Here is a 20,377-nt window from a genome sequence, read left to right on the forward strand (position 1 = left end):
GACGAGGGACGAGGGAACACGTTGAATATGTTTATAGAACAACCCGCACGCTGGTTGCGATGGCTTTACCCGCACGCATTGTGGCGAATGTCGCCCGACGAACACTCCGTCTACCTGACATTCGACGACGGTCCTATACCCGAAGCCACACCTTTCATTCTCGATACGCTCGACAAGTACGGTGCAAAAGCAACCTTCTTTATGGTTGGCGACAACGTAAGGAAGTATCCCGAACTCTACGAAGAAGTGGTGCGCAGGGGGCATTTGGTGGGCAACCATACCTATCACCACCTTGGGTCGTTCAAGCATTTCACCCTTACCTATGCCGTCGATGTCATCGAAGCCAACGCCCTCATCAAGTCAAAGTTCTTCCGTCCGCCACATGGCTGGCTCCGCCACACTGTCTATTGGTGGGTGAAACGCAGGTATCGCGTCGTAATGTGGGACCTCGTAACCCGCGATTACTCCAAATGGCTTACAGGACCCGATGTGCTGCGCAACGTTCAGAGATATGCCCGCAACGGTTCTATCATCACGTTCCACGATTCGCTGAAGAGCATCGACAAGCTCCACTACGCCCTGCCACGTGCTTTGGAATGGCTGAAAAACGAAGGATATGAGTTCAAGATATTCAAGGAAGGAGATTAAAGTCGAGGCAGAACGTCTCGGCTTTTTTGCTTGTGGCATTGCCCGTGCCGAGCCGGTAGATGCCGAAACAGCCGCTGCCGTGCGCGGTTGGATAAGCAAAGGCAGCCAAGCCACCATGGACTATATGGCGAACTACACCGAAAAACGCCTTAACCCCTGCTTGCTCGTGCCCGGAACGAAATCCATCGTTTCGCTTGCCATGAACTATGCGCCTGCTCAAACCATGCCCGAAACCGAGTATCAGCTCGCTGCCTACGCCTATGGGCAAGACTATCACGACGTTATGAAGCGAAGTTGCGCCGGCTTGCAGCCCTTATTGCCAACAAGTTTGATGGCGAAAGCGACTGCGGAATGGAAGAAAACCACCGCAACAGCACAGCCATTGCCACTGAAAACCCCGACGAAACCCACCCGGAACCTATGGGCGAAATTCGTGTTTTTGTCGATACTGCCCCCGTGCTCGAACGCTATTGGGCGCAGCGGGCAGGCTTAGGGTGGATAGGAAAGAACCATCAGCTCATCATTCCCCGCGCAGGCTCTATGTTTTTCCTTGGCGAAATCTTCCTGCCCTACGAGTTCGAGAGCTACGACAGCCCCATGCCAAGCCGTTGCGGCAAATGCCGTCGCTGCATAGAAGCCTGTCCCACCTATGCCATTACCGACGAATGGGGCTTCGATAGCGAGAAGTGCCTGTCCTATCAGCTCATCGAAAACCGTGGCGAACTTTCCGAACAAGCCAAGCAAAATATGGGCACCACCATCTACGGGTGCGACCGTTGCCAAACCGCCTGTCCGTGGAACAAGTTCGCAACTCCCAATACCACTCCCGAATTTCAGCCCAAATCCGAACTCCTTGCGATGACAAAAGCCGATTGGCACAACCTTACCATCGACGAATATCGTGCCCTTTTCAAAGGCTCGGCAGTAAAACGTGTCAAGTTCGACGGCTTGAAACGCAACATTTCGGCAAAGGAATAAGGGGGCAAATCAAAATATAGACCATGCAAGTCTTGCGATGCACGGCAACAACCCATTGCTTTCTACTGTGTGTCAGTGATTTGCAGCTACTATACAGCTTCGCCTGCACGCCACAAGCCACGCCCCTACTCCTCCTCGTGCTGATGTGTCTGTGCGCCTTTACATTCCCTGCTGCTTGCCGGCAATTATGTTCCTTACACCTGAAAAATACGTAAAGATTTTTCGCAATCGCAACTTCTGTGTAACTATCTCATTAGCAACGCAATGCAAAACCTATTGTTTTGCATTCCAAAACCGTAGGTTTTGCACGGTTAAAGCGTAGGTTTTACAACGCAAAACCTACGCTTTCGCAACGCCAAAGCGATTATATCACTTTTTAACAGAATTATCTTTACAAAATCAAGGCGGTTATGGCGTTCCGAAAAACAGGTATTATGCCTTCGCTTGGAGTTACGATGATGTTTGCTTTAGCGGTTATGGCGTTCCGAAAAACAGGTATTATGCCTACAGATATATGCTCGTTCTGTGCCCTTGCGGTGCAGTTGCAGTGTTCCGGTTTCTTTGTTCGTTGTAAGTGCAAATATGGCTCTTGGCTGCTCTGTGCATTGTTGCTTTTTTCTGTTATTTATGTTCTGTTCTACCTATTTTTGTTCCCTTTCGGGTTTGATACATTAGGAAGGTATTTAGATTTTTGCATTTTTAAATGGTGTTTTAAAAATATTTAATTGCCATATTATCAGATATATATATACTTTACGGCTTTTAGATAAATTTAGATTTATATTTGTAGGGTATTGCAACAACGATTTTATTGTGTACCTTTGTATCAGATTTAACGAAAAGACTGTCGTGAGGCAATTAAAGAATGTAGCGTTTAAAATGGTAAAAAGATGATTTTAGGTAATGTTAAATTGTAGACCTATTTGTAGATTATAGGCGAACCAATTCTCAATCAACAATGGACTAAACGCAAAGTGCACCAAGAAGAGAATTCATGGTGCACTTTTTTTGTGCCTTAATTTGGTTTTTTCAATATTTTTGTCTATTTTTGTAAGGCTGAACCACCTTAATATATAACGTGGCAGAGGAAAAACCAAAAAATACGAAACTATGATGCGCAAGCTGTTTTTGCTGCTTCTGCTTGCAGTGCTGCACGCTTCGGTGGGCACGGCAGGCAATGAATATGACGAGCTGGACCATCTGATAGGACAGCGCAGTGCGATAACCGACAAGAAGTTATTGCAAATCAGGGACATACGCCAACGCCTTTCTACGCCCTATCTTACCGACAAGCAACGCTATAAAATATGTATGCAGCTTTACGAGGAGTACGAAGCGTTCCGTTTCGATTCGGCATTGGTCTACGCCAACCGTACCATTATGTACGCAAAGCGTGTGGGCGACCCGAAATGGATAGCCGAAGCGCAGCTCAAGAAAGTGCATGTGTACACGCTGGCTGCACTTTTCTTGGAGTCGAGAGAACTCTTGGACAGTATGAATACGGCGGACTTGGACGACCGTCTTCGTCAGGATTATGATAAGGAGTGGTATCTGCTGATGATGTTCATGGCTGAATTTACCGACGGAACGCAGATGCACACGTACTACGACAAGCAGGCGGATTATTACAATGCGCTGATTTTGAAAAGCCGGTACAGAGATACGCGCGCCTATATCATGGCGAAGGCAAAGGATTTGAGCGAGCGCGGCAACACCGGGAAAGCCATTGCGATACTGAAAGAATACTTGCAGAAGTGGCAAAGGCACGAACACGACTATGCAATGATAACCAGTGAGTTGGCAAGACTTTACGGTAAGGTGGGCAACACCGATAGGCAGTATTTCTATCTTATTGAAAGTGCGATGGCAGACATACGCTCGTCGGCGAAAGAAAACAACTCCTTGCGCCTCTTGGCTACGCTTTTGTTCGAGAAAGGCGATGTGAGGCGGGCTTATATGTACCTGAATATCTCGATAGAAGATGCCAATTTCTACGGCACACATTTGCGCAACAGCCAAAATTCGCGCATTCTGCCCCGCATTCTGTCGGTCTATTTGGTGCAGAAACGTGCACAGCGTATGCGCATTACCATGCTTTTGGCAGTGGTGAGCCTTGTGGCAATCGCCCTTGTGGTGGCTGTTTTCTTCATTCTGAAGCTCTTGAAACGCTACCGAAAGATGAACAAGCAGGTGGTGGTGATGAACCAACAGCTGAACGAAGCGGTGGAAAACCTTCGCAAGATGAACGCGCAGATAAGCGAAACCAACAGTATAAAGGAGGAATACATAGCCCGCTTCCTCGAATTAGCATCGAACTTCATCGACCTCGTAGACGAAAGGCGCAAGGTTTACAACCGTCTGGCGCGCGAGAAGCGAATGGAAGAACTCTATGCAGAACTGAAAAACAGCGATTTAATCCAGACTGCCACCCGCCATTACTATATCAATTTCGACACGGCTTTCTTGAATATATACCCCAATTTCGTAACGGAGGTGAACCGGTTGCTGCGCCCCGACGGACAGATTGAGCCGAAAGGCGACGAGCGGCTCACCACCGAACTGCGCATTCTCGCCCTTATACGCCTTGGCATTACCGACAATGCGCGCATCTCTTCCATTCTGCGTGCGAGCCTTACCACCATTTACACTTATCGTTCGAAGCTGAAAGCCCGCGCCATCGACCACGATGGGTTCGAGCATGCAGTGAAGAAAATAGGCTGATGGGGTAGTTATAGGAGTCCCTAGATTATCTAGAGGCTATAGAAATTCTATGCTTTCAAGGAAGTTTGGGGTGGGTGCTTGCTATCGTTCTTAGGGGTTCTAGGCGTCCTAGATAATCTAGGGATTCTAGAAATGCTATGCTTTCAAGGAAATTCGGCTGGGTGCTTGCTATCTTTCTTAGGGGTTCCTAGGAGTCCTAGATAATCTAGGAATTCTAGAACATCTATGGCTTTAGCTTGCAAAAAACGAAAACTTGCAAGCCAAGAACCCTATTTCGAGCGTAAAAATACCAAGAAAAAGCAGGGGCGTGAATCACTTCACACCCCTGTGGGATAAATGGATTGCTGCAGGCTGCACTATGAAAAGTTTTAAACTATGTGATGAATAAGTCCTCCAAAGTGCGAGACCTGCTGCAATCTGAACAATGAAATGTATTGGAGAGCTATAATATATCGCTCCCACGTATTAATTGATAGGTTATGTCTCTATATAATATAAGCGGCTGCCCATATCCGACAAGACGGCAAAAGCACGACCTTAATGCAGATTTTGAGATGGCAGGCAGCGGCTGCCCATATCCGACAAGGCGGCAAAAGCACGACCCTGATGCAGATTTTAAGATGGCAGGCAGCTGTTGCCCATATCCGACAAGACGGCAAAAGCACGACCTTGATGCAGATTTTGAAATGGTAGGCAGCTGTTGCCCATATCCGACAAGGCGGCAGAAACACGAGGCTTGTTTGCCATTTTGTGCGCCTTTGCAGTGCTACCTATAATATAATGTGGTGCTACCTACATATAATAAGGTGGCACGGGTACGGTTGGGGCGCACCCGTTGCGGGGTTTCTTACCGCTTCGCAACCTTCTTGCCGTTTACGATGTATATGCCCTTGGGCAGTTTGCCCGGCTCGTCAGAAAGGCGAATGCCGCCGAGCGAGTAGATGACAGGTGCGGTTTGGGTAGCGTCGGCAGCCGGTTTGCCGATGGCGGTAGGGTCGGTAGAGATGGTTACCCAATCGGTAACGACCTTGCCGTTCGCATCTACGAGCGAGTAGCAGGTGCCGTATTCGTCGTTGAACTCCTTCCACTGTGTGCCTGTGGGGGCAGTGATGGCGCAGCCACGAATGTCGGAATCTTACTCATATATGCCATGCTGCCTGCAAATTCGTATTTTTCGTCGCCGCTTGCCTTCGTGCGAATGTTGCAACGGTCGAACTTCCATTCACCGAAACTCAAGCCGTTGATGCCTGCGCTCGCCTCGATGGTGCAGCCACTGATGGTGAGCAAGCCGTGATTTTGAAGGGCTTGGCGACTCGCTTTGTCTTTCGATTCGGTTGCACCTTGCAATTTCAGTGTGGCATCGCCGACGATGTTGAGCACGCAATCGTCGTTGTTGTAGATGGCGTTGTTATTCTCGGAGATGATGGTATTGTTGCCGGCGAGTCGAATTGTTACGCCGTCGATGAAGTTCAGAATACCGTAATACTTTGTTGTGTTAATGGTCGCATTCTCGAGCGTCAGGGTTTTGGTCCGTGGGTCGTACTTCACGGTGCCCTCTATGCCGTCCATTACCGATAGGTTTTCGCAGTTTTTGATTGTTACGGGCTTACCTGCAATCCAGATTTGGAACACGGTGGGGTCGATGGAAATCTTCTCTTTCACTAATTCTCCGTTGATTGCGATGCCGTGTAGCTCGGTGTCGAAAGCCGCACCGGCGGGTTGGCTGATGGCACAACTTACGATGGTGAGGTAGGCAAAGCAACCGATAGATGCGTCGTTCTTGCCCTCAGCGGTTACCGTGGCGTATCTGATGGTGAGCTTCTCTCCGTTCTTGCCGTCTTCGCCCACAATGCCGTAGTTCCCGCCCTTGGCGTTCAGGGTGCAGGCATCGACGATAAGGCTCGTCTTGTTGGCGTAGATGGCGTCGCCTTGGGGGTTCTCTACGTTCAGCGTACCGCCGCCTGCGATGCTCATAGGCTTTGTAAACTGTATGGTAGAAGTGTATGCCGAAGTCAGGTTGTTGCTTCCTGCCACCTTCACGGTGAGTCCGTCGAGCTGCGAATAGATGGCGTTGGCACTGCCACCGTCAATCTTTGCATTCTTCAAAGTAAGTATTCTGTTTTCGGCGTCGTAGCTTACGGTGCCGCTCACGCCCGGAATAACCGACAGGTCGTTGCAGTTTTCCGATGTTATCCATGTGCCGGCAATCGCAACGTCGTATTTTTCCTGTGCCTGTACCTGCTGCGACAGGGCGAACAAGGCGATGAACAGTACGACGAATGTCGCATAGTTGCGCTTGAATAGTTGGTTGGTTTCCATTGTTTCCGTGTGCCCCCCTGTTGCAGCTCTTGCGGAGTAACGCCGTGTCGGAGGCTTGGGCGTTTCGGTAAATAGCAATGTCCTTAATCTTATATATGCTTGGCAATCGCTTTGTTTCCCTGTTCGGAACACTTTTCTTGCGTTGCTTTATTTTCTTTTATTTTAGGTTTCGGCTGCAAATATAACAAAAAATAAAATAAAGAAACAAGGTTTATCGGAAAAAATTTATCCTATATCGATAAATTTTTATGAGTTCTTGCGGTTTATCGGAAAAAATACTATACTTTTGCCACGATATTTTAATCTATTAATATTAAATCTACAGAAAATGAGAAGAAGTACTTTAGCAGCCTTACTGATGCTGCCGTTGGTGCTGCAAGCACAGAGCGTGAAGCTGCCTTGGTCGGAAAGCTTCGACAGCGAGCAGGCTTTTGAACGCTTTACGGTGCTCGATGCGAACGACGACGAGCAAGCCTTTAAGTATGATAAGGACGCCCGCACGGCTTATTGCGTGCGCACGCAGGACGCCGACGACTGGTTGGTAAGTCCCGTTCTTAAGCTGAAAGCAGGCAAGTCGTACGAGCTTGCATACACCATTAGTGGCGAAACAAACAACGCAAAAGAAACTTACGAAGTGAAACTGGGTACCGACAGAACCGCTGCAGCGATGAAAAAGACCATCGCAGCCAAGATTGTTGCACCTGCAGACTTTGTTGAAAAAGCAACCGTAAAGGTGGTGTTCAGCGTCGATGCCGATGGCGAATACTATCTTGGGTGGCACTTCAACACCGAAATGCAACTCGAAGCGGGAGGTTTCAGCATCTATAACATAGACCTGAAAGAGAAGTTGGGCGAAAGCGCACCTGCTGCCGTAACCGGCGTTAAGGTAACACCTGCTGCCAACGGAGGGCACTCGGCAGTGATAACCTTTACTGCACCGACAAAGGATATGGGCGACAAACCACTTACAAAGCTCACCAAAATAGAAATATATCGTGGCGAAGAGCCGGTGAAAACCTTCGACAATCCTGCGCCGGGTGCTGCCTTGAGCTTCACCGACACGAATGTTCCGAACGGCACCAACACCTATCGTATTGTGCCGGTCAGCGACGAAGGCGAGGGCGAAGCCGTAGAGGTTTCAGCCTTTGTAGGCATAGATGTGCCTGCGGCAGTGGGCAAATTAAGCCTCATCTACAAAGAGGGAAAGGCGCAGATAAAGTGGGACGCAGTTACCAAAGGTGCCAACGGAGAATACGTGAACCCCGATGCCATCACCTACACGCTGAAGCGTGCCAAGACCGTAGAGGTGGCAAAGGGCATCAAAACCACCGTCTACGAGGACACACCACCTGTGAAAGACATTCAGGAAGCACTGGTTTACAACATTGCTGCCGTAAACGAAGCGGGCGAAAGCAAGCGCACCTACTCTAACGTAATCGTAACCGGAAAGCCTTATACCCTGCCTGTGAAAGAATCGTTTGCCAACGGCAAGCTCTCCAACTTCTGGTTTATCGACTACAGCAAGCTCGACCGCTGGTCTCCATTCTACGACGATTCCAACTATTCTCAGGACGGCGACCGTGGTTTCATCGGCTTTACACCGAAGTTTGTCGGCGAATGGTCGGTATTGGAGAGTGGCTTGATTGACCTTGGAAAGGCAAAAGACCCTGTACTTTCGTTCTATTACAAGACCCACCAGAACTCTGAAGACGTGTTTAAAGTATGGGTATCGAAAGAGTACGGCGTGGCTGACACCATCGCAACCATCGACTTGCAGGAAGTGGGACTCCGCGAATGGATAAAGGTAGAGTTGCCTTTGAAGAAGTTCGTAGGTGGCAAATTCATTCAGATTGCCTTCGATTGCAAAGGCTCAACCGACATGAGCAACCTCTACTTGGATAACATCAACATCTTCGACCGCAAGACAAACGACTTGGAAATAAAGATGAAAGAGGCTCCGGGACGCTTGCGCGTAGACAACCCTGCCGCCGTAATCATTGATGTTACCAACCACGGAACAATGGCTGCCGATAACTATACCGTAACGGTTTACAACGGAAAAGAACAGCTCGCCAGCACAAAGGGCGCAGCCGTGCCGGCAGGCAAAACGGTTCAGAACACCGTAACCTTCACACCACAGCGCACTTTCGCCGATGCAGCAAAGCTCTATGCAAAGGTTGAAGTAGAGGGCGACGAAGATTTGGACAACAACACCACCGACACCGTTACGGTGGCAGTGAAATTCCCTTCTTACCCAACAGCAAAGGATTTGAAGGCTGTTGCAGGCGCACGGAATACACTCACATGGAACATTCCTGACGCTCCACGCACCGACGACCAACGCGTCGTGGAAAGCTTTGAGACGTATCCGGACTTCACAAACACGAATATTGGCGACTGGCTGCTCTACGACGTAGACTTCCACACCGTTTACGGATTTAACGAAACCACCTTCCCCGGAATGGGCGACCGTCAGGCTTGGACCGTATTCAACTATGCCAAGACCACTCCTGCCAGCAGTGCTGCATGGAAAGGGCACACCGGCGACAAGGTGTTAATCTCGTTCGGAGCACCTTATGCCATCACCGAAAACTGGTTGGTATCGCCCGAATTGCCGGGCAAGGCACAGACTATATCGTTCTGGTCGAAGGGTTTCAAAGGTGCCGACAAGGAAACTTACAGCGTAATGTACTCTACAACAGGCTTTAATCGTTCCGATTTCGTAATGCTCGAAGAGAAGCACGTGGTGCCGGAAGCATGGGCGGAAGAAGAGTATAACCTGCCGGAAGGAACCAAGTACTTTGCCATCGTAGCATCAAGTGCCGACGGTTACGCCACACTCATAGACGACATAAACTTCTTGCCCGACTCTGCAGCCGCTCAAGACCTTACGCTGATGGGCTACAACATCTACCGCGACGGCGTTAAGGTGAACGATGCACCTGTAAAGGACACCAAGTTTACCGACACAACGGGCGGCGCACACCGCTACCACGTAACAGCGGTGTACGACAAAGGCGAGGCTAAGTTCTCTAACGAAGCCGAAGTTACCACTGCCGACGGTATTGTTGAAGTAGGTGCTACCGACCAAAATGCCGACCAAAATGCACCACGCTACGACCTCTCGGGCCGTCGTGTAAGCAACAACTACAAAGGCATATACATCACGAAAGGCAAAAAGCACATCGCAAAGTAGTTTTTCTGTATTCTTTAACCCCAATCGGTCGTTAGCGTCCTTGACCGGTTTTGTTCGATTGTCGAGCAGATGTGCTGACATTTCATCGAAGGCGTAGCGGGCTACGGCAAGATGGAATGGCTGCGCAGATGCCGGCAAGCGGACGAAAACGGTAAGGAAGCATAACGATAATAACACATCTAAGCCAATGCGTCCTAATGACCAATTGGGGTTAATAGTTTAGCAGCCGCTCGGTAGTTCTATCGGGCGGCTGTTTCGTTTTTAGTGTCTCGGAAAACCCGAAGAAATGATTTTGAAAGCCCCAAAAAGTGCTTTGGAAAGTCTGAAAAAATGCTTTGGAAAAAGCAGAAAACCGCCCTTATTTTGTAAGAATAATTCCGTTAAAAAATGATATAATCGGTTTGGCGTTGCGAAACCGTAGGTTTTACGATGCAAAACATACGGTTTTACCGTGCAAAACCTACGCTTTTGCAACGCCAAACAATAGGTATTGCAAAGCATTGATAACGAGGTGGTTACGCAACCGCACTTCTTCCGAAAAATATTTACATGTTTTTCTCCCTTTTTCAGCCTTTTCAACACAAATCCGGGGCTGTGGTTTAGGGTGCTTTTCTCGCCATGGCAATGCTCAAATAAATTTGGCATTGCGCATTTGCCCGGACGAAAACGGTCGGTCGGACAACCATAACAGAATACGCAAACTGCGGTGCGGGCAACGCAGAAACCAATGCCGGAGAAGTGTCGGCAGCCCCTTTGCCGAGCGACAGCAAGGCGGCTGATTTTCCGAAAAGGCTGCACCGACAAGGCAAACGGTCGCACACAATGGGCATTTTTTCAATTCTCAAACCGCATCAATACAAAAAATATTAGTATCTTTGTGGCAAATAAACCCAAATCGGTCATTAAAGTACTTTACCGGTTTTGTTCGATTGTCGAACAGATGTGCCGGCATTTCATCGAAGGCGTAGCTCGCTACGACGAGCCGGAATGGCTGCACAGATGCCGGCAGGCTGACGAAACCGGTGAGGAAGCATAACGGTAATAACACATCTAAACAAATGCGGCCTGATGACCGATTGGGGATAAAACATTGAAACAACATAAACCCATCAACAGAATGAAAAAACTTATCGCATTGTCGGCACTCGCACTGACAGCAACAACAATGACAGCACAGAACATTGTCTACCCGAAAGCACCGAAAGACGATACGGCAGACACATATTTCGGCGTGAAAGTGCCCGACCCCTTCCGCCCTTTGGAAGCCGACCGCAGCCAAGAAACCGCGGCGTGGGTGGAAGCCGAAAACAAGGTAACAAACGCTTACTTGGCAAAAATACCCTTCCGTGCCAAGCTACTGAAACGCCTGAAAGAGGTGGCAGACTTTGAAAAGGTGGGCACACCCTTCGAGAAAAACGGAAAATGGTATGTGTATAAGAACAACGGACTGCAAAACCAGAGCGTTCTTTACCAAATGGACGAGTTGGGAGGACAGCTCCGCGAGTTTCTCGACCCTAACAAACTGAGCGACGACGGCACGGTGGCTCTCCAAGATGCCACCTTCTCGAAGGACGGAAAATACATGGCTTACGTCATCTCGCGCAGCGGCAGCGACTGGCAGGAAATATACGTCAAGGACGTTGCAACGGGCGAACTGCTGACCGACCACATAGAATGGGCAAAGTTCGGAGGTGCACAATGGTGCGGCAACGGTTTCTATTACAGTGCCTACGATGCCCCCGAAAAAGGCAAAGAGTTCAGTTCCAAGAACGAAGTACACAAGGTTTACTACCACAAAATAGGCACGAAGCAGAGCGACGACGTGCTGTTCTACCAAAATCCCGCCTATCCGCTACGTTTCTATTCCGTATCGGTGAACAAAGACGAAACCATGATGTTCCTCTACGAAAGCGGTGCAGGGTCGGGCATGAACCTCTATGTGCGCGACCTTCGTGTACCCGATGCGCAGTTCATACAGATGACTTCAAACATGGACTTGCAATATAGTCCCATCGAAACCGTAGGCGACAACATCTACTTGCTCACCAACGACGGCGCGCCACGTGGCAGACTCATGGTTGCCGACATAAAGAAACCCGGCTTTAAAGACTGGAAAGAACTCGTCGGCGAAAGCAAAAACGTATTGGAAAGCGTACAGTTTGCCGACGATAAGCTCGTGCTTACCTACAGCCAAGATGCCTCTACACACCTTTATCTCTACTCGACAGAAGGCAAAGAACTCGCCGAAATACAGCTGCCGACAGTGGGTAGGGCACGCTTCAGCGGCGAACGCGGACAAAAAGAGTGTTTCTACAGCTTCTCTTCCTTTACCGTTCCGGGCACCATCTACCAATACGACATTGCCGAAAACAAAAGCAGCGTCTACACCGCACCCAAGGTAAAGTTCGACCTCGATAAATATACCACCCGGCAAGTGTTTTTCACCAGCAAGGACGGAACGCGCGTGCCGATGTTCCTGACCTACAGAAAAGACCTGAAACAAAACGGCAAGAACCCCGTGTTCCTCTACGGCTACGGCGGTTTCAACGTTCCGCTGTCGCCCAATTTCTCGTCAATGCGCATACCATTCCTCGAAAACGGCGGCATCTACGCACAGGTAAACCTGCGTGGCGGTAGCGAATACGGCGAAGAATGGCACGTTGCAGGCACGAAAATGCAGAAGCAAAACGTGTTCGACGACTTTATTTCGTCGGCAGAATGGCTCATCACGAACAACTTCACAAGCAAAGACCACATTGCCATCGTGGGCGGAAGCAACGGCGGACTGCTCGTAGGAGCATGTATGACACAACGCCCCGACCTCTTCAAAGTCTGCATTCCGCAAGTGGGCGTAATGGATATGCTGCGCTACCATAAGTTTACCATCGGCTGGAACTGGGCTCCCGACTACGGCACAAGCGAAGACAGCAAGGAAATGTTCGAATACCTGTACTCTTATTCGCCACTGCACAACCTGAAAAAGGGCGTCAGCTACCCGGCAACACTCGTTACGACAGCCGACCACGACGACCGTGTAGTGCCCGCACACTCGTTCAAATTCGCGGCAACCCTGCAAGAATGTCAGGCAGGCACAGCCCCCGTGCTCATTCGCATCGACAGCAAAGCAGGGCACGGCAGCGGCAAACCATTGGCAAAACAGCTCGAAGAACAAGCCGACATCTACAGTTTCATTATGAAAAACTTAGGAATGAAGTTTAAATAATATGGCTGCAAGCCGCTAAAAACAATACTTGTAGCCGGTTAATCCTGCATTCGGAACCTTAGATAAAACAACTAAGGTTCTGAATGCTCGTAAAAGAAACTTAGTAATATCAAGCTCACGACCGCATTATGACGAAAGAACAATCTTGAAACCTATAAGACATATTTAGCCCGACAGAAGGGACTGCTTGAAAAAATGTAGGCGAACATAGCGGAAAACATAGATAGGGAAAAAGTAAAACCTGTTCGATAATAATTAAAATTGGCAAAGTCGATAAAGGAAGCCAAACATATTACAATGCTCAAAAAGCAAATAAAATCAACACAAACAATTATGTCAGTATTAGTTCCCCCTATAAAATCGCAAGGAATAAAAACGAAACTTGTGCCTTGGATAAACGAAACGGTACGTCGGTCCGGACTGGATTTAGCCACTGTCAATTGGGTTGAACCCTTTTTTGGTACAGGTGTAGTGGGGCTTAATGCTCCCGTTGGCGGCAACAGAATAATAGGCGACAGTAATCCGCACATCATTAATTTCTACAATGCTGTGCTGAATGGGGAAGTAACACCGCAGAATATGCGCGAATATCTTACGCATGAAGGCAGCTTGTTGGCAGAAGCCGAAGAGGACGGATATGCGCACTATCGACTTATAAAAGACCGTTTTAATACCGAACATAGTCCTTTCGATTTCATTTTCTTGTCGAGAGCAGGGTTCAATGGCATGATGCGTTTCAACAGAAAAGGGCAATGGAATATACCTTTCTGTAAGAAACCTAATCGCTTTTCGCCCGCATACATCACGAAAATATGTAATCAACTTGCCGCTGCGCAGCGCGTAATCCATCGTTATCACTGGGAGTTTGTCAATCGTAATTTTATCGATACAATTAAGCAGGCGCAGGCCGGCGACATTATCTATTGCGACCCACCCTACTTTGGACGCTACGTGGACTATTATAATGGCTGGACGGAGGAAGACGAAGAGGCATTGTTCCATGCCCTCAGCACTACACCGGCTCACTTCATACTATCTACATGGTGTCATAACGAGTTCAGAACCAACGATATGATGGAAAAATACCGGAACCATTTCAACGTTAAAACGAAAGAACACTTTTACCATGGGGGAGGTCGCATAGAAAATCGGCATGCAATGATTGAAGCTTTGGTTTTCAATTTCGACCTGCAAGAACTTGCTTTGCAGCAAGAAAGTTTTCAGCTCGAACTAAACTTTGCATGGCAATAGCTCTATGGCACACTATTTTTACACAATTCTCAAGTTTTACTTGTATATATTAAAAACATTGTTTACCTTTGCAGCAATCATAAGATAAAAAGGTTTGTACCACAGAGGATTAAATAACTTAGGAAAGTATCAGATACCCTTATATAATAAAGGTATAAGAGGGTTGCAAGGAAATAGAATTTTTCATGCAACTTTTAACTCTTTATATTTGGTTGGCTCGAATATTTTGCTAACACACACACACAGGCGCACCGTCGCTCGTTATCTCTAAATACACTTTATCTTACGCGCGCGAGGCGTATCTTGCGAACCCTATACAGGCAAAGGATTTTCCTAAGAAAACTCCTTTGCCTGATTTTCTATGCCATTTGCCAACTTCAGAAAGAATGGAATAACGATAAATAATTTATTAAATTAAGTGTTAAATATGAAACAGAAAGAACTAAAAAAGCAGATGTATGTCTGCCCAAAAATCGAAATCATCAGCGTAAATCTTGAGTATCTGATGGTAGAGGCAAGTGGAGACCACTCCCATATTGGACAGGGAGGAACTGTAGGCGACGCCAAGCAGTGGGAGTTCACAGAAGAAAATGAAGAGTAAACTGGCTTCTATTGGTAACAAATATATGAGAAGACCAAGTGAACAAAGTAATTAATAAAAAAGAAGACTATAAAATGAGACACAAGCATTTATTCCATGCAGCACTGTTGCTTATGGCGGCGGTGCTCGCAGGCTGTGCCAACGATGATAGTACGCAAAACGAAGGCACACAGAACAATACAGCAACGGAGGCAGGCATTGTAACATTCGCAAGCGAAAATCCCGAAACGCGCACCACTATTGAACACTCTCTCGGACAGGGAGCCAAGCCCTATTGGTCGGCAGGCGACAAGATTTGGGTGAAGGACACCGAAGGAAAGTTTCAACAGAGCGGTGCGGGCAAGTTCAACTCGGATATGACGCATGGCGTGTTCACGCTGTCGGGAACATTCAGCAATGGCTGTACCGTTCATTATACCGGCGCAAACAGCACGGCAGGCGACAAAGTAACGATTGCCAACAAACAAACACAATCGCAGCCAAACGATTTCAGTCATGCCGGCGTTTCGGGCGACTGCGGTAGTGCGACGGCTTCGGGCAATGGCTCTTCGTTCAAGTTCAGACTCGACCACAAGGCGAGCTACCTCTGCTTCCTGCCCCGTACATCAAACGAATTTGTTAAGCGCAGTACGCTTTATCAAATAGAAATAGTGTCGGAAAGTCCTATCGCAGGAACCTACGACTTCTCTAACGGTACGCTTTCCAATACTCCCGTGTCCGATGCTTCCAATACCATCATGCTCACTACGGGTACTATGGGCTTCCCTATTACCAATTCCTCAACAGACATTACTAAAAACGGAGCCTACGTAGTTATTGCACCGGGAAACCATACACTCACTGTACGTTATTGGTTGCACTATAAAACAGCTACAGAAGATATTAAAGGAACTATAACCAAGACTTTTACGCTTAATTGTGAAGCCGGTAAAATCTATGACATAACAGCTAAGTTAGACCCAACCGATTATTCATATAAAAAATATTATATGTGGGATTGTGCGAGCGGACAGGACTATTGGAAAGGATATGAGAGCAATCAGCCCAAAACTAAAGATGCTCCCGCTGGTTCATCTTATCCTAAGAGTGAAAGTGATCCGCGTTGGTATAATAAGCAAGCATTCCCTGCCCCTGCATATCGCAGTTGCGGAGGCTGTCCAAACGTAAATGAAACATGGTGGTATATTCAATATGGCGATCCACATTGGGATTCGGAAGAACTTTGGGTGATGTATGAACATTTATATACCGGCGGAATGTGGTTTAAGAAAAAAGACTATATTCTTACACCAAACTTCAATTCCAATCTTGCTCCTGATGGTAAGGATTACACAACATTAGCAGCATCAGCTTTTTATGAGAACAACAACGCTGTCATTGGACGTCCTGATGATATTGAAAAATATTTCTATCTCCCGGCTTTGGGTAGCTATAACCAAGGCAAATTCTATAATATCGGAGAAGATGGCAACTATTGGACTTGCACTCCGACACCGTGGAATAATTCGCCCGGCGTGGCTACTGATGGCGCATATTATCTTTATTTCTCTCTGGACCATAATGGTACGAAGGGCACTGCGAAACTATACGGTGGTGCGAACCGTTATAAAGGATTTACTTGGTGGGAGAAAAAGTAAAAAGACAAAGAATATTTATCTAAGTAAAAATAGCAGAGGCAGATTTCCAATTGTGAAATCTGCCTCTATTGTAGTAATGAATAGAAGGATAAAATATAAGTACTTGGAAAACTTTAGCGGTGCGAGGTGTGTTCTATCTCTATTTTCAACTTCCTCGTAGCATATTCCACAGTATGTTCTTACGGCAGCTGCAACTTCTCCGCAGCATATTCCACGCTGTGCATTTATGCAAACAAAATATCCCCGAAAGCGGTTGTGCTTTCGGGGATATTGCTGTTTGGCTTCGATTAGCCGTTATGTTTATAATGCTTTGCCCACGCATTGGCTCGGCAGAGGCGAACCGATGGCGGGGGAAAAGGGGTTAGGGAATAACCTTGATGGCAGCGCAATTGCCGATGCGAACGAAGAAAGGCCGGTGCGGGAGGTCTGAAATAAGGTTGTCGCCATTGTGTACGGTGGCTGTCTTCAGGCATTTACCGTCGAATGTATAGATGGCAATGGGCTTGCCTACATATTGTTCGGCTTGGATTTTCAATACACCGCCATTCAGCCGGCACGTTACTTCGGGTTGCTCGGCACGGGTGCCGTGGATAGCCGTCGGGTTGGGGTCGGTGGCTAAGTAAGAAAGTCCTACGTAGCAGTAGCTGCACCCCTCTACTACCATCAGTCCGCAGGTAGCAAGCGTTTTAGAAGTTGGGTTGTACATTTGCCAGCAGTTTGTGTCCGGATTTGTACCTCTGTCTTTAAATCCGTTGGCTGCAAGCAGCTTGTAAACCTCGCTAATTTGCGGGGTTGTTACACGCTCCCAAGACGATGCAAGCAGGTAAAGGGCGCACAGTTCGCTCTCTTCAGGCGTGAAAGCAAGCATGATAAACGGAAACTCGGTGTTTGTTGTAGACAGTATTTCAAGTCCTTCGCGGTCTTCTGCGCTTACTTTGGGGTTCATCGCCCAATAGTCGGCGGTGTAGTTCGTGTATGCTCCGCTTTTCAAAAAGGTTTCCATTGTCTCTGCTTTCTTTTGTCCCCAAGTAGCCGAAAACTGTGGGAAAGGCATGTCTACGTGGTCTTTCACCTCGACCGAAAACCTTATTTCGTCTAATATATGGTCAGGGTCGAAAGTGTCTAATGTGCCCGGATAGGCACTCGAAATGCGCAATGTAAGGTTTGTACGACCTACTGCGATCGCCTTAAAAGCATTGCCTCGCGGTTCTACAATTGCATTGTCGTCCGCAGTATAGCGTATAGCGATGCGCTCGCCCTTTGCAATGTGCGCCTGTGTGGCTTTGTTGTATTTCTTTATATACATGCGGTAGATGCGGTTCAGCGGAATTGTCATCTCGTTGGCAGTCAGTATGGCGTGGTCGTCGTTGCCTGCGTATGCCTGCAAAGTGCCGATTGTAAGGAGCATCAGGGAACAGATGATGCCGTATCCGGTTTGTTTTAGATTTTTCATTGTTTATTATATTTTGTCTTTAAGAATAGGTTTTATTATTTTATTTTAATCATTACTTTCACTGTCAGCGGTGTTTTCGACTCGGCAGACATCAGTGTTACGATGTAGATGCCTGCGGGCAGCTTGCCCGAAGTGGCGCAGCGACGACCTGCAACGTCGTGTATAGCCAAGAGGCGGACGCCTTCTGAGGGTACGATACGTCCGTCTGCAATGTTCAGAACGGGCTTTGCCGCGGCTGTTTGTGCAATGTGGGTGATTACTTCGCCCTCTCCGCACGGCACAGGAAGTTCGTCATTGACACCCACAAGGCGTCTCCATACATATTCGGCACGGTCGCCGTTCAGCTTATCGGTAAATTCCTGCGAGCGCATATCTGCACGCGCATAGCCCGTACCGGCTGAAGTGCCATTGTAAAGAGCCTCGTCGTAATAGCAGTTTTGCGTGTTTATAATCAGTCCTTCCGTCTTTATTGCAAGTGGGAAGACAGGGTCGAAAGCCCCGTCAGTCGGTTGCCTCCACTCTACCGATGTTGTAGGAGTTGCGCAGATTGATGGAAGCCCCCTGTAAGCCCATTCCCAAGAGTCCGCCTGCATAAGATTGAGCCTTTATGTCGCCTGCATTGAGGCAGTCGTCGATGTTCAGACTGCCTGTTTCCACATACCCGACGATGCCGCCGGCGAAGTTACCGTCGGTGTGCACGCTGCCATAATTGATACAACGGCTTATGGTTGTTCCCTGTATGCTGTTCAAACCCAAGATGCCACCTGCTGCCACATCGGCTGCTTCTACGCTTGCTCTTGATGTACAGTCTGTTATGGAAGACGGAGAAAGGAATGCCGAAGTTGCTATGCCGCCTGCATAAGGTTTCAGGCGCGCTTTTACCGTAACGTTTTCGCTCGCATGGCAGTTGTCCAATACCGAGCTTACAAGCACGGAAGCGATGCTCGCAACGATGGCGTCAGCTTCGAAATGGCAGTCTGTCAGTGTAAGGTTCATCACCTTGGCGTCTTTCAAAATACCGAAAAGAGCTACGCCAAGATTGTTCTTACCCGTGAAGGTCATGGCGAGACGGCTGATGGTATGGTTGTCGCCGTCGAAGGTTCCGCTGAATGCTCTCAGCGAACTGCCGTCGGTTCCGAAGTTGTTTCCGATAGGTTTCATGTTGCTCACGCCGCTCATATCAATGTCTTTCGTAAGTTTAAAGTATTTGCCTGCGTAGTCGGTTTCGGTGTCTACGGCAAGCGAAAGGTCCTCTATGTCGCCTGCTGTGCCAATGAGATAGGGGCTTTCCTTTGTGCCCTCGCCACCGCTATACGTAAATTCGCCTGCCTTGCGGACAGCCGTTCCCGTAAGTCGCACTTCGGTTGTGGTTTCTCCCGATTGCAGTTTCAGCACGGCTTGGTGTGCTCCCAACGAGTTCGGAGTAAAGGAAACTTCCACCTCTCCGGTGCCTTCAGCCTGCGAAACCGAGATTAATTCGGTGGATATACCGAAAGTTTGCGGCGCACTTTCGCCCGAGAGCGTCAGACTGATGTCGTCTTTCAGGTTCTTGTAAGTAATGTTCAGCGTCAGCTTTTTCGTTTCTCCTTTGTTCACTTCGCCGAACGCCAATAAATCGTTGTTGGCGATAATAGAAGGTCGGTCGGGTGCTTCGGCTTCGCAATCGGTAATGCTGATGTCGTCGAGATTGAAAGCAGCGTCGTATCCGCTTGCTGCTGCGAAGTCGAAAACGGCATAGTCGGTACGCACAATGCGTATGCGTCCGGTTTCCACATTAGCTTTTGCGTGAAAGTTCTGCACTTCTGCCGTGGGCGTAAAAGGTTGCCCGATGGTTTCCCAATGCTCGCCTTTGTCTTCCGAAACCTGCACACACCACGCCACCTGCGATGCCGTGTGCTCGCCGTAGGCACGATAAACGAACTCTACAGTGCCGATGCCGCCTTCCTTGTCTTCGGTCATTGCCATATAAGGCATCTCCTTCATCGACATTTTACTGCCATAGATGCGTGCTGCATACTTGCCGTTGGCAAAGTCGTTTGCCCCTCCGGTGCGTCTGACGGCATACATCGACCATGCCAGTCCGTTCAGTTTCAAGTCGTAATGGTTCGGTCTGTCGCCGAGTTTGTCGGCTTTTGCCGTTTCAAAATCGTAGCTCCACCCTTGTTTCGGCTGTTCGCCAAGGTAGGTAGGAGAAGCCTTTAACCCCAAGATAAAGGCAAAAGCGAATGCCATAGTTAAATAGATGTAGTTCTTTTTCATAAATATATGCGTTTTAAAGATGAAAAGATAAAACTGTTATAGCAATGTTTTCTTTGCTTTCAATAAATGGTTTTCCGGTTAGAGAAGTCAG

Annotated in this window: 14 protein-coding genes and 1 pseudogene; 10 read left to right on the forward strand and 5 right to left on the reverse strand. The window is 48.2% G+C overall.

Annotation, left to right across the window (positions count from 1 at the left end; genetic code table 11):
* The first annotated feature begins 27 nt into the window (after nucleotides 1–27).
* From JCM15124_RS04155 to JCM15124_RS15760, 4 genes and pseudogenes are all read left to right on the forward strand, one after another.
* Nucleotides 28–648 carry a polysaccharide deacetylase family protein gene (locus tag JCM15124_RS04155; RefSeq protein ID WP_024998420.1) on the forward strand — a complete coding sequence of 207 codons (621 nt, stop codon included), beginning with the start codon at nucleotides 28–30 and terminating at the stop codon, nucleotides 646–648.
* Nucleotides 617–1,626: pseudogene (queG, locus tag JCM15124_RS13210) on the forward strand (tRNA epoxyqueuosine(34) reductase QueG). Before JCM15124_RS04155 ends, queG begins: the two are co-directional and overlap by 32 nt.
* Before the next feature lie 1,110 nt (nucleotides 1,627–2,736).
* Nucleotides 2,737–4,347 (forward strand): SusR family glycan utilization regulator, encoded by a 1,611-nt coding sequence (gene susR, locus JCM15124_RS04170; RefSeq protein WP_024998422.1) that lies wholly within the window; start codon nucleotides 2,737–2,739, stop codon nucleotides 4,345–4,347.
* A gap of 479 nt (nucleotides 4,348–4,826) precedes the next feature.
* Nucleotides 4,827–5,123, forward strand: a complete 297-nt coding sequence (locus JCM15124_RS15760; RefSeq protein ID WP_156930639.1) for a hypothetical protein — start codon at nucleotides 4,827–4,829, stop codon at nucleotides 5,121–5,123.
* Between the two features lie 265 nt (nucleotides 5,124–5,388).
* On the opposite strand, the gene JCM15124_RS14525 is transcribed toward JCM15124_RS15760, so the two are convergent.
* Entirely contained in the window at nucleotides 5,389–6,744 is a 1,356-nt protein-coding gene (locus JCM15124_RS14525; RefSeq protein WP_156930641.1) for a peptidase, read from the reverse strand.
* A gap of 250 nt (nucleotides 6,745–6,994) precedes the next feature.
* On the opposite strand from JCM15124_RS14525, the gene JCM15124_RS04185 reads away from it, so the two are divergent.
* On the forward strand, nucleotides 6,995–9,862 hold the full coding sequence (locus JCM15124_RS04185; protein ID WP_036885022.1) for a choice-of-anchor J domain-containing protein: 2,868 nt from the start codon (nucleotides 6,995–6,997) through the stop codon (nucleotides 9,860–9,862).
* A gap of 599 nt (nucleotides 9,863–10,461) precedes the next feature.
* Here JCM15124_RS04185 and JCM15124_RS04190 read toward each other — a convergent pair.
* Nucleotides 10,462–10,707 carry a hypothetical protein gene (locus JCM15124_RS04190; protein WP_156930643.1) on the reverse strand — a complete coding sequence of 82 codons (246 nt, stop codon included), beginning with the start codon at nucleotides 10,705–10,707 and terminating at the stop codon, nucleotides 10,462–10,464.
* Nucleotides 10,708–10,739: 32 nt separating this feature from the next.
* Between JCM15124_RS04190 and JCM15124_RS15765 the strand changes: the two genes are divergently transcribed.
* From JCM15124_RS15765 to JCM15124_RS04215, 5 genes are all read left to right on the forward strand, one after another.
* Nucleotides 10,740–10,898 carry a hypothetical protein gene (locus tag JCM15124_RS15765; protein ID WP_156930645.1) on the forward strand — a complete coding sequence of 53 codons (159 nt, stop codon included), beginning with the start codon at nucleotides 10,740–10,742 and terminating at the stop codon, nucleotides 10,896–10,898.
* 81 nt (nucleotides 10,899–10,979) lie between these two features.
* Nucleotides 10,980–13,085: a prolyl oligopeptidase family serine peptidase gene (locus tag JCM15124_RS04200; RefSeq protein WP_024998426.1), complete on the forward strand. Its 2,106-nt coding sequence runs from the start codon at nucleotides 10,980–10,982 to the stop codon at nucleotides 13,083–13,085.
* A 333-nt stretch (nucleotides 13,086–13,418) separates the two neighbouring features.
* The gene (locus JCM15124_RS04205; protein ID WP_024998427.1) at nucleotides 13,419–14,336 is read left to right on the forward strand and encodes a DNA adenine methylase; all 918 of its coding nucleotides are present in this window, start codon (nucleotides 13,419–13,421) and stop codon (nucleotides 14,334–14,336) included.
* Nucleotides 14,337–14,790: 454 nt separating this feature from the next.
* The gene (locus JCM15124_RS15770) at nucleotides 14,791–14,937 is read left to right on the forward strand and encodes a hypothetical protein (RefSeq protein ID WP_198019120.1); all 147 of its coding nucleotides are present in this window, start codon (nucleotides 14,791–14,793) and stop codon (nucleotides 14,935–14,937) included.
* A 74-nt stretch (nucleotides 14,938–15,011) separates the two neighbouring features.
* Nucleotides 15,012–16,574 carry a hypothetical protein gene (locus tag JCM15124_RS04215; protein ID WP_024998428.1) on the forward strand — a complete coding sequence of 521 codons (1,563 nt, stop codon included), beginning with the start codon at nucleotides 15,012–15,014 and terminating at the stop codon, nucleotides 16,572–16,574.
* Between the two features lie 361 nt (nucleotides 16,575–16,935).
* Here JCM15124_RS04215 and JCM15124_RS04225 read toward each other — a convergent pair whose 3' ends face one another.
* From JCM15124_RS04225 to JCM15124_RS13220, 3 genes are read right to left on the reverse strand one after another with little or no spacing between them, the layout of a single operon-like run.
* Complete coding sequence (locus JCM15124_RS04225) at nucleotides 16,936–18,027, reverse strand: hypothetical protein (protein ID WP_024998430.1); 1,092 nt, start codon at nucleotides 18,025–18,027, stop codon at nucleotides 16,936–16,938.
* Between the two features lie 35 nt (nucleotides 18,028–18,062).
* Nucleotides 18,063–18,620, reverse strand: a complete 558-nt coding sequence (locus tag JCM15124_RS16440; protein WP_232220076.1) for a T9SS type A sorting domain-containing protein — start codon at nucleotides 18,618–18,620, stop codon at nucleotides 18,063–18,065.
* Nucleotides 18,529–20,286: a halomucin gene (locus JCM15124_RS13220; protein WP_232220077.1), complete on the reverse strand. Its 1,758-nt coding sequence runs from the start codon at nucleotides 20,284–20,286 to the stop codon at nucleotides 18,529–18,531. Before JCM15124_RS13220 ends, JCM15124_RS16440 begins: the two co-directional genes overlap by 92 nt.
* Nucleotides 20,287–20,377 lie beyond the last annotated feature (91 nt).

This window comes from Prevotella falsenii DSM 22864 = JCM 15124 (assembly GCF_000613945.1).
In the GTDB taxonomy this organism is placed as follows: Bacteria; Bacteroidota; Bacteroidia; order Bacteroidales; family Bacteroidaceae; genus Prevotella; species Prevotella falsenii.

Excerpts from the sequence above, each read along its gene's own strand:
- JCM15124_RS04205 (WP_024998427.1), top strand. The coding sequence starts at position 13,419 with ATGTCAGTATTAGTTCCCCCTATAAAATCGCAAGGAATAAAAACGAAA.
- JCM15124_RS04225 (WP_024998430.1), bottom strand. The coding sequence starts at position 18,027 with ATGAAAAATCTAAAACAAACCGGATACGGCATCATCTGTTCCCTGATG.
- susR (WP_024998422.1), top strand. The coding sequence starts at position 2,737 with ATGATGCGCAAGCTGTTTTTGCTGCTTCTGCTTGCAGTGCTGCACGCT.
- JCM15124_RS15760 (WP_156930639.1), top strand. The coding sequence starts at position 4,827 with ATGTCTCTATATAATATAAGCGGCTGCCCATATCCGACAAGACGGCAA.
- JCM15124_RS04155 (WP_024998420.1), top strand. The coding sequence starts at position 28 with ATGTTTATAGAACAACCCGCACGCTGGTTGCGATGGCTTTACCCGCAC.
- JCM15124_RS15770 (WP_198019120.1), top strand. The coding sequence starts at position 14,791 with ATGTATGTCTGCCCAAAAATCGAAATCATCAGCGTAAATCTTGAGTAT.
- JCM15124_RS04185 (WP_036885022.1), top strand. The coding sequence starts at position 6,995 with ATGAGAAGAAGTACTTTAGCAGCCTTACTGATGCTGCCGTTGGTGCTG.
- JCM15124_RS04200 (WP_024998426.1), top strand. The coding sequence starts at position 10,980 with ATGAAAAAACTTATCGCATTGTCGGCACTCGCACTGACAGCAACAACA.
- JCM15124_RS04215 (WP_024998428.1), top strand. The coding sequence starts at position 15,012 with ATGAGACACAAGCATTTATTCCATGCAGCACTGTTGCTTATGGCGGCG.
- JCM15124_RS16440 (WP_232220076.1), bottom strand. The coding sequence starts at position 18,620 with ATGCAGGCGGACTCTTGGGAATGGGCTTACAGGGGGCTTCCATCAATC.
- JCM15124_RS13220 (WP_232220077.1), bottom strand. The coding sequence starts at position 20,286 with ATGAAAAAGAACTACATCTATTTAACTATGGCATTCGCTTTTGCCTTT.